Here is a 12,982-nt window from a genome sequence, read left to right on the forward strand (position 1 = left end):
CCATGCGCCTGCGCCACATAGAATTGTTCGAAGCCATCCGCGCCACGGGATCGCTAAGCCGCGCCGCCCAGACCCTGCACATTTCCCAGCCGGCGGCCAGCAAGATGCTGGCGCATGCCGAGGCGCAAGTCGGCTTCAAGTTGTTCGAGCGCATCAAGGGAAGGCTGCAGGCCACCCGTGAGGCGGACATCCTGGCGCCGGACATCGCCCGCTTGTCACGGGACCTGGAAAGCGTCCGCAAGCTGGCCGCCAACCTCCGGCATCATCCGCAAGGCCACTTGCGCGTGGGTTGCGCGCCCAGCCTGGGCCTGGCCATCGTGCCGCGCGCGACCGGCCTGAGCCGGGCCCGCCAGCCGGACATCACCTTCAGTATCCACACGCACCACACGGGGGAATTGATCGCGGGCCTGCTGGCGCGCGAAATCGACATGGCGGTGACCTACGAACCGCCGGCCCACCCCGGCATCGCGCGCATCGACCTGGACCGTTCCGAAATGGTCCATGTCAGCCGGGAACCGGGCGCCGCGCCGGTGCCCCTGGGGTCCGTCGATGGCAACCGCCTGATCTCCATGGATCCGCAGGACCCGTTAGGCGGGCTGCTGCAAACGGCCCTGGCCGAGCACGGTGTCAGCCTGGGGACGGCGCTGCGGGTGCAGACCCACTACATGGCCTGCGCCATGGTCGAGGCCGGCTGCGGGGACGCCATCGTCGACGCCTACAGCGCCCAGGGCGTTGCACGGCCCAGCCTCTCGCTGCGGCGATTGGAGCCGCCGGTCTATTTCCACATCGGCGCCATGGTGCATGCCGACGACCCGCTGTCCGCGCTGCACCACGGCTTCCTGGACTGCCTGCGCACGGCGTGCGCGGAGGCGGCCAAGTCCCTGCCATAGGGACTTAGGTGCTTGGGGGCTTGGGGTTTAGGCGCTGCCCGCAGGCCCCTGGCGGTCGGGCGTGGCGTACAGGAGACGGACGGACGGCAGGGCGCAACCGCGCGCAACCCGCCAGGCGCCCCCGACGCCGGACGCCACCTCGCTTCGCTCGGGCCCGGGCCGCGCCTCCTGCCGGTCCGCCGCCCCGCCGGGCCCGGACGTCTTCCCATCCTCCGCCACGGACCACGCCACGCTGGCCACCCAGTCCTCGCCAATTTCCCAGCAACGCGCGCCCCAGGTGCCGCGTGGCGTGCGCAAGGTCCATCCCTGTTCCTGCGCGCGCAAACCCACGCCGCGCATATCGGCCGGGAAATCCAGTTCGGCCGCCTTGATGAACGCCTCCTTCAGGGTCCACAGCTGGTAGAAGAACGTCAAGCGCGCGGCCTCCGGAAGTGTGGCCAGATGCGCCCGTTCGCCGGCATCGCAGCACCAGTGCGCCAGCGCATCAAGGTCTCTGGTCCGCCGCCGCTCGAGGTCCACGCCCACCCGCCAGCCCGCCGGCGCCCAGGCGACCAGCGCATGGCCGTCGCTATGGCTGAGCGACCAGGCCCGCTGTGCATTGCCCTGGGTTCCCACGCCGGCCTGCCGCAACGCCGACCGGCTGACGCGCCATTGCAACGACGCCCGCGCGCCGCGAGGCAAGGCCGCCCGTGCGGCATCGGCGGGCGACAGGACGCCCGCGTCGTAATCCGCGGCCGCCGCCGGACCAGCCCACAGCAGGCCGGGAACGCCGCGCGCATCCGCGGTCAAGGTAAAACCACTGCTTGTATCGGAATGCAGCACATCCCGGGGAACTTCCATCTTGAATTCGGACACCCCTCTGTTCCTGTTCAATCGCCTCTAGCGGCCGGACTACCATAACTTACAGAAACCTGAATATAACAAAATGTATTGCATTATGGAGACAGTGTGACAAGAATGTCTCGTGGACGATCGCCCGGCCCGGTACACTGCGCGCCATGCTGAAATTTTCAATTCCGCACTGGCACGCCTGGGCGCCCGGAATTGACAGCGTCGAAGCTTGGCGGCAATGGGCTCAGGCCCCATTCGTCCCGCCTGCCGACACGCCCGCGCCCACGCCACCTCTCGGATTCCTCCCCGCAATGCAGCGGCGCCGTCTCAGTACGCTGGCGCGCATGGCCGTGGGCAGCGCCTGGCCGCTGACCCAGGCGGGCGAAGCCCTGCCCATGGTTTATGCATCCCACCACGGCGAAACCACCCGCGGTTACGAATCGTTGCAAATGCTGGCGCGCGACGAGGCCCTGTCGCCCACGTCCTTCAGCCTGTCGGTCCATAACGCCTGCGCCGGCATGTGGTCCATCCTGCGGCACGATACCACCGAGACGGTGGCCTTGTCGGTGCAGGGAGACGGCCTGGAAAGCGCCATCATCGAAGCCTGCCTGCTGCTGGCCGCCGGCCATCCCGCCGTGCTCGTGGTGCTGGCCGAGGAGCAGGCGCCCGCTGCCTATATGACATGGATCGACGACATTCCCTTTCCCTACGCCCTGGCGCTGCGACTGACCGCCGGTCATGACTACGAACTGGCATGGTCCGACCGCGCCGATCCCGCCGTCGACAACCCGTCGGCGCCCCAGGCGCGCGGCGCCAGGGACGGCGAGTCCCTCGCCCTTCCCAATCCATTGAGCCTGTTGCGCCACCTGGCGCTGGGCACCGTCACCTGGACGCACGCGCACCAACGGCGCCACTGGCGCTGGCAACACCTGTCATGAGCATGGAAAACCGTATCGATCCCGTCGCCGAATCCCTGCCGCCCAGGCAGGACGCGTGGCTGCTGCGGCTGTTCGCCACCGCCTTCGCCTTCGCCGCCTTCGGCGTGGGCGGACTGCTCCTGCGGCTGGCGGTCTTTCCGCCGCAGCGGCTATTCTGCGCGGACCTGTCTCGCCGGCAGCAGCGCGCACGCGGCGCCATCTTCTGGACGTTCGGTGTATTCATACGGCTGCTGGTGCGCACCGGCGTGCTGACCTTCGAATTCCGCGGCGCCGAACGGCTGGGCCGCCCGGGCCAGATGATCGTGGCCAATCATCCGTCGCTGCTCGACGTGGTGTTCCTGCTGGGCCACGTTGCCAACGCCAACTGTATCGTCAAGCACAGCCTCGCGACCAATATCTTCACCGGCGGGCCCGTGCGCAACGCGCGCTACATTACCAACGATGAAAGCCTGGAGATGTTCGACCGCGCCGCCACGGTCCTGCGCGACGGCGAGACCCTGCTGGTATTTCCCGAGGGCACGCGCACACCGCGCGGCGCTTCGCCGCGCTTCCATCGCGGCGCCTGCGCCATCGCGATGCGCGGCGCGCGCGCCGTCACGCCGGTCGTCATCCACATGAACACGCGCAGCCTGACCAAGGGCGAGCCGTGGTACCGCATACCGCGCCAACGCATGCACTACATTTTCGAAGTCGGTCCGGACCTCGATCCGCAGCGATGGACCAGCCAGCACCCGCTTCCCATCGCGGGCCGGCTGATGAATGAACATTTGCATAACTATTTTGAAATGGAGCTGAAGCGGGATGAGCCAGCTGGAAAATGAAATCAAGATCCTCATCATCGAGGCGCTGGGATTGGAAGACATCACGCCCGAGGATATCGACAGCCATGCCGAACTCTTCGGCGACGGATTGGGCCTGGATTCCGTCGATGCGCTGGAGCTGGGGCTGGCGCTGCAAAAGCGCTATCGCATCTCCATCGACCCCGAAACCCGGAACATGCGCAACCATTTCGCCACCGTGGCCAATTTAAGCGAGTTCGTCTCGGCGCAACGTGGCGCCTGAGTATCTGGAGTGAGTGTGATGCAGACCCGGGAAGACATTTTCAACGTGCTTCGCGACGCGATGGTGGACCTGTTCGAAATCGAGCCCGAGCGCGTGGTGCCCGCCGCCAATCTTTATACCGACCTGGAAATCGACAGCATCGACGCCATCGATCTGCTCGATCACATCAAGCGCAAGACCGGCCACAAACTGGCCGCGGAGAACTTCCGCGCCGTGCGCACCGTCCAGGACGTCGTCGACGCGGTGATGCGGCAGCAGGAAAGCGCCGCATGACGCGAGCCGTCCTGGCGCTCGCCTTGCTTGCGGCCGGACTGGCCTACCCGTTTGTCGTTCATGCCGGCCTGCAAGGCGGCGGCGCCCGTTGGATCGCGCTACCGCTGGCCGTGCTGTGGCTGGCGCGCGCCCTGACGGCGCGGCGCGGCCAGGCGGGCGGCCGCCTGCTGCCGGCCCTGGCCCTGGCTTTCTGCCTGGTGCTGGCCTTTGCCGAGGACCCCCGCTGGCTGCTTTGGTATCCGGTCCTGGTCAACGCCGGCCTGTTCACTGTCTTCGGCGCCAGCCTGGTGCGCGGCATGCCGGCCATTGAACGCCTGGCGCGCTTGCGCGAACCCGACCTGCCCGCGTCGGGCGTCGCGTACACGCGCCGCGTGACGCAGGCATGGACCCTCTTCTTCGCCCTCAACGGCGCGGCCGCGGCCGCCCTGGCCCTGTGGGCGCCGACCGCCTGGTGGACCCTGTACAACGGCTGCATCAGCTACATCCTGATCGGCATTCTGATCGCCGGCGAATGGCTGCTGCGGCCCCACGCGCGCAAGGCAGCCCAGGCCAGGTAGACAAGAATATGGCCTGGATTCCTCTTCATGCGCTGCTGGACGGCGCATCCGCCAACCGCCAGGTGGCCCACGACCCCGACCTGGACCTGGCCACGCTGGGGCGGCACAGCCTTGCCCTGGCGGGCGCCTTGCAGGCCCGCGGCGTACGCCGCGCCGGCCTGTGGTTCGACGATGCGGCGCAATTAGCGGTCGCCCTGCTGGCCTGCTGGCGTGCCGGCGCCACGGCGGTGCTGGCGCCGGACGGCCGCGCGGCCACGCGCGCCGACCTGTCGCGGCAGGATGCCGGGCTGGACCTGTGGCTGACGGATGCCGGTCCGGAGGTCGATCCGGACCCGACGGCCGAGTCCGCCGGCATGGGCGGTGACAAGGGCGGTGACAAGGGCGCCGGCATGGACACCAATACGCCGCCGCGGACGCGGCCCGGCCCGGTGGCCGCCACGATCGAAAGCCTGATGGCCGGCGCTGCGCCCTTGCCAGGCGGGCCGCTGAACCTGGATACCGGCGCGGTCGTCCTGTGCACGTCCGGCTCCAGCGGGCAGCCCAAGCAGATCCGCAAGGGCTGGCGCCAGCTGGCAGCCGAGATCGAGGCGCTGGAGGCCTTGTGGCATTGGTCCGAGCGCCCGGCGTGCGTGCTGGGCAGCGTCAGCGCGCAGCATATGTATGGCCTGCCCTTCCGCCTGCTGTGGCCGCTCTGCGCGGGCCGCAGCCTGGCCCGGCGCCAGTTGGTCTACCCCGAAGCCCTGCAGCACGCCAGCCTGCCGCATGCCGGCTTCGTCTGGATCGCCAGCCCCGCCTTGCTCAAGCGGCTGGGCACCTCCCTGGACCACGCCGCGCTGCGTGGCGGCCTGCGCCAGATCATCTCCTCCGGCGGCCCGCTGCCCGCGGAGGTCAGCGACAGCCTGGCGCGCGACCTTGACTGCCGTCCCTGCGAAATCTACGGCAGTTCGGAAACTGGCGCGGTTGCGTGGCGCCAAGGCGCTGCGGCCTGGCGTCCCCTGCCCGGCGCGGAAGTTGGCATTGGCTCCGGTACTGGCTCCGGTACTGGCTCCGGCTCCGGCATCGGCACCGGGCAGGCGCTGTGGGTACGGTCGCCCTGGCTGGAGGGCGGCCAGGCGTTTCACACCAGCGACGCCGTGCAATTGACCGACGAAGGCTTCATCCTGCTGGGCCGCATGGATCGCATCGTCAAGATCGAGGAGAAGCGGATCGCGCTGCCCGCGGTCGAGCAGGCGCTGGCGACCCATCCCTGGGTGCGCGAGGCGCGCATCGACCTGGCGGCCGGCGAGAAGCGCCTGGCGGCCCTGGTCGCGCTGACGCCGCGGGGCGTTCATGCGCTGCGCAATGGCGGCCGCGCCGCGCTGGCCCAGGCCTTGCGCGCCCACCTGGCGCCCACGCAGGAGGCGCTGGCGGTGCCGCGCCATTGGCGCTTCTTGCGGGACCTGCCCTGGAACGCGCAGGGCAAGCTGCCGCGCGCCGATTTCGAACACGCGCTGCAGCGGCCTCGCTGGCCGATGGAAGTCGCGATCGGCGCCGGCGACAAGGCGGCGCCGGACGGCGGCCCCCGCGATGCCCGCGATGCCAGCAACGTCCGTGATACCCCCCACATCGACGGCCCGGCCGGCTCGGCGTCAACGCCGGCCGCGCGCCGCTACGTACTGGACGTCCCCCTCGACTTGCGCCAGTTCGACGGTCATTTCGCCGCCACGCCGGTGGTGCCCGGCGTGGCGCAGATCGACTGGGCCATGAAGCTGGCCCGCCGCGACCTGTCTCCCAGCCTCGCCTTCCGGGGCGTCGACGCGCTCAAGTTCCAGCGCCTGATACGCCCGGGCGATCGCATCGACCTGTCGTTGCGATGGGAACCGGCGCGCGGGCGCCTGTATTTCGAATTCCGCGGAGATGGCCAGCCCTGCTCCTCCGGGCGGATCCTGACGGAAGCGCGTGCCGATGATGTTTAATCCCTGCGCCGTGATCCCCGTCTACAACCACCCCGCCACCGTGCGCGCGGTGGTCGAACGCGTGCGGGCCGCCGGGCTGCCTTGCGTGCTGGTCGATGACGGCTCGCACGCCGAATGCGCGCGCACACTGGATGAACTGGCCGGCGAGGGCCTGGCTCGCCTCCTGCGCCGCCACGTCAATGGCGGCAAGGGCCAGGCGGTGCAGGACGGCCTGCGCCACGCCGCCGCGCTGGGCTACAGCCATGCGCTGCAAATCGATGCGGACGGCCAGCACGCGCTTGACGATATCCCCGCCTTCCTGGACGCTGCCCGTCGCCGTCCCGATGCCGTCATCTGCGGCGCGCCCGCCTATGGCGCCGACGCGCCGCGCAGCCGGCTTTACGGACGCTGGCTGACCCGTGTCTGGGTATGGATCAATACGCTGTCGAGCGCGATTCCCGATGCCATGTGCGGATTCCGCGTCTACCCGCTGGCGCCCACCCTGGCGCTGCTGGCACGCTGCAATCCCGGCCGCCGCATGGACTTCGATATCGCCGTTCTGGTGCGCCTGCACTGGCGCGGCGTGCCCATGGTCTGGCTGTCCACGCGCGTCTCTTATCCGGCGGGCGGGGTCTCGCATTTCAAGGGCTTGCGCGATAACCTCTTGATCAGCCGCATGCATGCGCGCCTGTTCTTCGGCATGTTGCCGCGCGCCCCATCCCTGCTGGCGCGCCGCTTGACGGGACGCGCGCCATGAGCCCGTCCCATCGACCAACCGCGCGACCGCCCGGATCCGATACGGTGGACGCCGCCCGCGCGACGCCCGCCGCCGGCTGCAAGCCGCCACATCCGGACGCGCTTCCGGACAGCCACTGGGCCAGCCGGCGGGAACGCGGCGTGGCGCCGCTGCTGAATCTCACCGCATGGGCTGCCCGCAGCTTCGGACGGCGCACGATGCGGCCGCTGGTCGCGCTGATCGTGCTGTATTTCTTCTGCTTCGCGCCGCGCGCGCGCGGGGCCATCGCCGCTTACCAGCGGCGCCTGCGGTCGCAAGGACTGGCCGGCGCGCTGCCGGCGCGGCGGCCGGTGCTCGGCCAGTTCATGGCCTTCGCCGACGCCATCCTCGACAAGCTCGATGTCTGGCAGGGCCGCCTGACGGCCGCCGACGTCACCATCCTCGATCCGCATGGCGTGCGCACGCAGGTCAATGGCAGCCGCGGCCAGATCCTGGTCTGCTCGCATATCGGCAACATGGACGTCTGCCGCGCGCTGGTCGAGCGCAGCGGCACGCTGGCCCTCAACATCCTGGTCCACACCCGCCACGCCCAGTCCTTCAACCGCCTGCTGGAACGGCACGGCGCCAGCCGCTTGCGCCTGTACCAGGTCACGGAACTGGATCCGGCGACCATGCTGGACCTGCATCAACGCATCGAGCGGGGCGAATGGCTGGCCATCGCGGGCGACCGCGTGCCGGTGCATGGCCAACGTATCGTGACGGCGAACTTCCTGGGCGCGCCCGCGTCCTTCCCGCAAGGCCCGTGGCTGCTGGCCGGTCTGCTGCGCTGCCCCGTCAACCTGCTGTTCGGCACCAAGATCGACGGCCGCTATCGCATCGCCATGGAGCGCCTGAGCGATGGCATCTCGTGGTCGCGCGGCGGCCGCGACGCCGCCATCGCCGAGGCCGCCCAGCGCTACGCCGACCGCCTGGCGCGCGAGTGCGCGGACGCGCCGCAACAATGGTTCAACTTTTATTCTTTTTGGAACGACGATGCGTAAGCGCGGTGTATACAACGTCGAGATATCCTTGACGGTTCCGTTCTTCGACGTCGATTCCATGAACGTCGTCTGGCACGGCCACTATGTGAAATATTTGGAGCAGGCCCGTTGCGCGCTCCTGGATGCCATCGGCTACGGTTACGACGCCATGCGTGTATCGGGCTATGTTTTCCCGGTCATCGACCTGCAACTCCGTTATGTGAACCCCGCCCTGTTCGGGCAGCGCGTGTCCGTCCGCGCCGAACTGGTGGAATGGGAGCATTGTTTGAAGATTCATTATTTGATTACGGATGCCACCACCGGCACCCGCCTGACCCGGGCCAGCACCACCCAGGTCGCCGTCGCCATCGCCAGCCGCGAAATGCAGCTGGTCTCGCCCGAGCCCTTGCTCGCCGCCGTGAGGAAAATACGGGGGGACGCAGCATGAAGCGTTTCCTGCGTTGCCTGGGTGCATGCGGCGCGCTGCTGCTGGGGGCGGCGGCGCTACCTGCCCAGGCCTTCGACCTGAACGACCTGCAACGGCAGTTGCAGGCCACGCCCGTCGTGCGCGGCCAGTTCGTGCAACAGAAGTTCCTGCGCTCGCTGCCGCAGCCGCTGACCAGCAATGGCGCCTTCGTCCTGTCCTCTCAATACGGCCTGCTGTGGGAGTTGCGCGTGCCGCTGTTCCAGGACCTGCTGATCACGCCGGAGGGCATGTTCCGCCGCGCGGACGGCGGCAAGTGGCAGGCCCTGCCGCAGCAGATAGGCTCCGGCCGCGAAACCCGCCTGTTCCTGGCGGTGCTGGCCGGCGATACCCGGGGCTTGCAGGATAACTTCGACATGCAGGTCAGCGGCTCGGCGAGCGCCTGGCAGTTGGTCATGACGCCCAAGTCCGCCCTGCTCAAGCAGATCTTCCAGGACATCCGCATCAATGGCGGCAAACTGGTCGACCGCATCGAGCTGCGCGAGACGCAGGGCGACCGCACCGTGATGGAGATGAAGAACGCACGCGCCGACAACAAGCTGGATGCCGATGAAACCCGAGATTTCGCGCCTTGATACCGAAGCGCCCAGCAAGCGCGAGCGCCTGCTTGCACTGATATTCCGCGTGGCCATGGTGCTGGTGCTGCTGCTGGGCGCCTGGCAAAGCCGCCATGGCCTGCCGGTGTCCTCCAGCCTGCTCGACCTGCTGCCCAATGTCAGCAGCGACACGCTGCGCCGCCAAGCCGACATCCAGATCCAGAAGCCGCTGGCCCGGCAGATGGTGGCGCTGGTCGGCGCCCCGGACCGGGAACGGGCGGTCGAACTGGCGCGCGGCGTGGGCCACCTGTGGAACCACAGCGGCTTGTTCGCCAGCGTGCAGGTAGATGTCGACGTCAACCTGGACGCAGTGCGCCAGCAGTTGGTGGCGCAACGGCTTTCGCTCATTTCCGGCGCCGACCGCAAGCGCCTGATGGACGATCCGGCCGCCTACGCGGCGCAGCGCGTACGGGAACTGGCCGATCCCTTTTCCGTCGGCGGACTGGTGCCCGCCGACCAGGACTTGCTGGGTATCGCGCGCCTGGCGGAAAAATCCCTGCGGCCGCCCGGCAAGCTGCGCTTCGATCTGGCCAGCGGGACCTTGTTGACCGAACAGGACGGCAAGTATTGGGTCCTGCTGCGGGCGCAGACCAGCGGCGATGCCTTCGACCAGCGCTCCCCGGCTGGAATCGCCACGCTGGTGGCCGACACCCGCGCGGGCGTGGCCAAGGACGGCGGCGAGCTGTTGGCCGCCGGCGGCGCGCTCTACGCCGCCGCCGGCCAATCCCAGGCGCAGTCGGAAAGCGGCTGGATAGGCGGCGGCTCGCTCCTGGGCATCGTGCTGCTGTTGCTGCTGGCCCTGCGCCGCTGGCGCGCGTTGCTGGCTTTCGTGCCCGTGGCGGCCGGCCTGCTGTGCGGCGTCGTGGCCTGCGTGGCGGTGTTCGGCAGCGTCCACATCCTGACCCTCGTCATCGGGGCCAGCCTGATCGGCATCGCCGTCGACTTCCCCCTGCACTACCTGGGCAAGAGCTATGGCCTGCCCGACTGGACCGCGCGCGACGCGCTGCGGCGGGTGCTGCCCGGCCTGAGCATCATCCTGGCGGCGACCCTCGTGGGCTACCTCGCCCTGCTGTTCACGCCCTTCCCCGCGTTGACGCAGACCGCCGTATTTTCCGCCGCGGGCCTGGTGGGCGCCTATGCCTGCACGGTATGCGAGCTGCCACGCTGGTTGCGCGGCTGGGCGCCTCGTCCGTGGCAAGGCCTGCCGCGCGTGGCGCAGTCGCTGCTGGAGACGCTGTCCGTCTGGTCCGCGCGCCGCACGCTACCCTGGCTGGCCCTGGGTGTCGCGCTGGTTTGCGCGGGTGGCCTGCTGAAGCTGCGCGTGCAGGACGACCTGCGCCTGTGGCTGAGCCTGCCGCCGTCGCTGTTGGACCAGGCCAAACGCATCGGCGAGATCACCGGCATCATGCCCACCAGCCAGTATTTCCTGGTCCGTGCACCCGACCTGGGCACGCTGTACCAGCGCCAGGCCGCCCTCGGCCAGAACCTGGACGCCCTGGTCGGCAGGCAGGCTTTGGGGTCCTACCTGTCGCTGAACCAGCTGCTGGCCCCCGAATCGGCCCAGCAGCAGTTGCGCGACCGCATGCGCGACCCGGCTTGGCGCGCCCGCCTGACGCCCTCCTTCGAGACGGTGGGCATTCCCGCCTCCGCGGTGCTGGCCAGCATCGATACCCTTGTCGGCCTGCCGCCCGTCAAGATGACGGATGCCCTGGCCGGCCCGCTGGGCGAAAGCCGGCGCGACCTATGGCTGGGCGAGCATGACGGCCAGGTCGCCGCCATCGTCAGCCTGCAAGGCCTGCGCGACACGGCGGCCGCGGCCAGCGCGGCGCAGGGGCTGGAAGGCGTGAGCTACATCGACCAGACGGGCGACCTCAACCGCAGCTTCGCGAGCACGCGCTGGGAAGCCGCGGAACTGAAGCTGTTGTCCTACCTGGTCGCGGCCGGGCTGCTGTGGGCCACGCTGGGCCGACGCGCGACCTGGCGCCTGCTCGCCGTACCCCTGGCCGCGTCGGCCTGCACGCTGGGCGCACTAGGCATACTGGGCCAGCCGCTCACCCTGTTCAGCCTGTTCGGACTGCTGCTGGTCTCCGCCATCGGCCTGGACTACGCCATCGTCATGTACGAGCGGGTGGCAGGCGCCGCCTCCTGCCTCATCGGCGTGGCGCTCGCGGCTCTCACCACTTTGTTGTCCTTCGGCCTGCTCGGCCTGAGCAGCACGCCCGCCATTGCCAATTTCGGCATCGCCGTGGCGCTGGGCGTCACCTTCAGCGTGCTGTTCGCGCCATGGGTGCGGCCGGCGGCACAGTCCCCGCATCCCCCCTCGCACTAGGAAAAGAGAATCAGGACATGCAGCAATCGGACATGCAAGATCCGCATGAAATCGTGGTGATCGGCGCCGGGCCCGCGGGCGCCATCGCCGCGGCGCTGTTGCAGCGCCGCGGCCACCAGGTCACCATTTTCGAACGCCAGCGTTTTCCCCGCTTTTCCATCGGCGAGAGCCTGTTGGCGCACTGCCTGGAATTCGTCGAGGAAGCGGGGATGATGGATGCGGTCCGCGCCGCCGGTTTCCAGCAGAAGAACGGCGCCGCGTTCGCCTGGGGCGACCGCTATTCGGCCTTCGATTTCCGTGAGAAATTCTCGCCCGGCCCCGGCATGACCTTCCAGGTTCTGCGCTCGCGGTTCGACCAGGTGCTGGCCGACGAGGCGGCACGCCAGGGCGTGCGCATCCACTACGAACATGAAGTGGTGGCGGCGGATTTCGATGGCCCACGACCGTGGCTGCAAGTACGCGACCTGAAGGCGGGCGCCGACGCCGCGCCGCGCCGCGTCGATACCCGATTCGTGCTGGACGCCAGCGGCTACGGCCGCGTGCTGGCGCGCCTGCTGGACCTGGAACGTCCCACCAGCTTGCCTCCGCGCCGCGCTATCTTCACCCATATCGAAGACCATATCGACGCCGCCGATTTCGATCGCCAGAAAATCCTCATCAGCGTGCATCCCGAGCACGAAGACGTATGGTTCTGGACCATCCCGTTCTCCAACGGCCGCTGCTCGCTGGGCGTGGTGGGCGCGGAAGAAAAGATCCAGCCCGCCGATGGCGACCTGATGGGGGCCCTGCGCCGCTGGGTCGAGGGCACGCCCAACCTGCGCCGCATACTGGCGCGGGCCGCCTGGGATACACCCGCCAACACGATCGGCGGCTATTCCGCCAGCGTACGATCCCTGCACGGCCAGGGCTGGGCGCTGCTGGGCAACGCGGCGGAATTCCTGGACCCGGTGTTCTCGTCCGGGGTGACCATCGCCATGCATTCCGCCAAGCTTGCCGCCGAATGCCTGCACCGGCAGCTGGGCGGCGAAACAGTGGACTGGGAAGCCGCGTTCGCCACGCCGCTGATGCGCGGCGTGCAGTGTTTCCGCACCTATGTCCAGGGATGGTACGACGGCAGCTTCCGCGACGTCGTCTTCTACGAGCAGGCCCAGCCCCAGATCCGCGCCATGATCTCTTCCATCCTGGCCGGCTATGCCTGGGACGAGGCCAATCCCTTCGTCGCCGAGCACGAGCGGCGCCTGCGCATGCTGGCGGAGGTCTGTCGCGGCGGCTTCAGGGACCGGCCCCTGTCCGACAAGGCCATGGGGCAGGCCACCACCGAACCGGCGTGAAC

At 69.0% G+C, this 12,982-nt stretch carries 14 protein-coding genes; 13 read left to right on the plus strand and 1 reads right to left on the minus strand.

All coding sequences use genetic code 11. From position 1 onward, the window contains the following. The first annotated feature begins 2 nt into the window (after positions 1-2). Positions 3-890 (plus strand): LysR family transcriptional regulator, encoded by an 888-nt coding sequence (locus C7R54_RS03005; protein WP_129148690.1) that lies wholly within the window; start codon positions 3-5, stop codon positions 888-890. Positions 891-917: 27 nt separating this feature from the next. Here the strand turns inward: C7R54_RS03005 and C7R54_RS03010 are convergent, their stop codons facing one another. Beyond that, on the minus strand, positions 918-1,745 hold the full coding sequence (locus C7R54_RS03010) for a 4'-phosphopantetheinyl transferase family protein (protein WP_129148691.1): 828 nt from the start codon (positions 1,743-1,745) through the stop codon (positions 918-920). 143 nt (positions 1,746-1,888) lie between these two features. Here C7R54_RS03010 and C7R54_RS03015 point away from each other — a divergent pair, with 143 nt between their 5' ends. The 12 genes from C7R54_RS03015 to C7R54_RS03070 are packed head-to-tail and all read left to right on the plus strand — an operon-like array spanning position 1,889 to position 12,980. Next, on the plus strand, positions 1,889-2,659 hold the full coding sequence (locus C7R54_RS03015) for a beta-ketoacyl synthase chain length factor (RefSeq protein ID WP_129148692.1): 771 nt from the start codon (positions 1,889-1,891) through the stop codon (positions 2,657-2,659). Continuing rightward, a complete protein-coding gene (locus C7R54_RS03020; protein ID WP_240039349.1) occupies positions 2,656-3,480 on the plus strand; it encodes a lysophospholipid acyltransferase family protein in 825 nt (274 codons plus the stop codon). The genes C7R54_RS03015 and C7R54_RS03020 overlap by 4 nt, the downstream gene beginning before the upstream one ends. Then, a complete protein-coding gene (locus tag C7R54_RS03025) occupies positions 3,461-3,721 on the plus strand; it encodes a phosphopantetheine-binding protein (RefSeq protein ID WP_129148693.1) in 261 nt (86 codons plus the stop codon). The genes C7R54_RS03020 and C7R54_RS03025 overlap by 20 nt, the downstream gene beginning before the upstream one ends. A gap of 18 nt (positions 3,722-3,739) precedes the next feature. Next, the gene (locus C7R54_RS03030) at positions 3,740-3,994 is read left to right on the plus strand and encodes an acyl carrier protein (protein ID WP_129148694.1); all 255 of its coding nucleotides are present in this window, start codon (positions 3,740-3,742) and stop codon (positions 3,992-3,994) included. Continuing rightward, entirely contained in the window at positions 3,991-4,551 is a 561-nt protein-coding gene (locus tag C7R54_RS03035; RefSeq protein ID WP_129148695.1) for a COG4648 family protein, read from the plus strand. The genes C7R54_RS03030 and C7R54_RS03035 overlap by 4 nt, the downstream gene beginning before the upstream one ends. 8 nt (positions 4,552-4,559) lie before the next feature. Next, positions 4,560-6,506: an ApeI family dehydratase gene (locus tag C7R54_RS03040; protein WP_158021136.1), complete on the plus strand. Its 1,947-nt coding sequence runs from the start codon at positions 4,560-4,562 to the stop codon at positions 6,504-6,506. Beyond that, positions 6,496-7,242: a glycosyltransferase family 2 protein gene (locus C7R54_RS03045; protein WP_204524280.1), complete on the plus strand. Its 747-nt coding sequence runs from the start codon at positions 6,496-6,498 to the stop codon at positions 7,240-7,242. The genes C7R54_RS03040 and C7R54_RS03045 overlap by 11 nt, the downstream gene beginning before the upstream one ends. Before the next feature lie 44 nt (positions 7,243-7,286). Then, a complete protein-coding gene (locus C7R54_RS03050; protein WP_240039350.1) occupies positions 7,287-8,261 on the plus strand; it encodes an LpxL/LpxP family acyltransferase in 975 nt (324 codons plus the stop codon). After that, complete coding sequence (locus tag C7R54_RS03055; protein ID WP_129148698.1) at positions 8,254-8,688, plus strand: acyl-CoA thioesterase; 435 nt, start codon at positions 8,254-8,256, stop codon at positions 8,686-8,688. The genes C7R54_RS03050 and C7R54_RS03055 overlap by 8 nt, the downstream gene beginning before the upstream one ends. Continuing rightward, positions 8,685-9,299, plus strand: a complete 615-nt coding sequence (locus C7R54_RS03060; protein ID WP_129148699.1) for an outer membrane lipoprotein carrier protein LolA — start codon at positions 8,685-8,687, stop codon at positions 9,297-9,299. The genes C7R54_RS03055 and C7R54_RS03060 overlap by 4 nt, the downstream gene beginning before the upstream one ends. Next, positions 9,274-11,649: an MMPL family transporter gene (locus C7R54_RS03065; protein ID WP_129148700.1), complete on the plus strand. Its 2,376-nt coding sequence runs from the start codon at positions 9,274-9,276 to the stop codon at positions 11,647-11,649. Before C7R54_RS03060 ends, C7R54_RS03065 begins: the two co-directional genes overlap by 26 nt. A gap of 32 nt (positions 11,650-11,681) precedes the next feature. Beyond that, positions 11,682-12,980, plus strand: a complete 1,299-nt coding sequence (locus C7R54_RS03070; RefSeq protein ID WP_240039351.1) for an NAD(P)/FAD-dependent oxidoreductase — start codon at positions 11,682-11,684, stop codon at positions 12,978-12,980. Positions 12,981-12,982: the final 2 nt, after the last annotated feature.

It is taken from the genome of Achromobacter aloeverae (genome assembly GCF_004121055.1).
GTDB classification, from domain to species: Bacteria; Pseudomonadota; Gammaproteobacteria; order Burkholderiales; family Burkholderiaceae_B; genus Bordetella_C; species Bordetella_C aloeverae.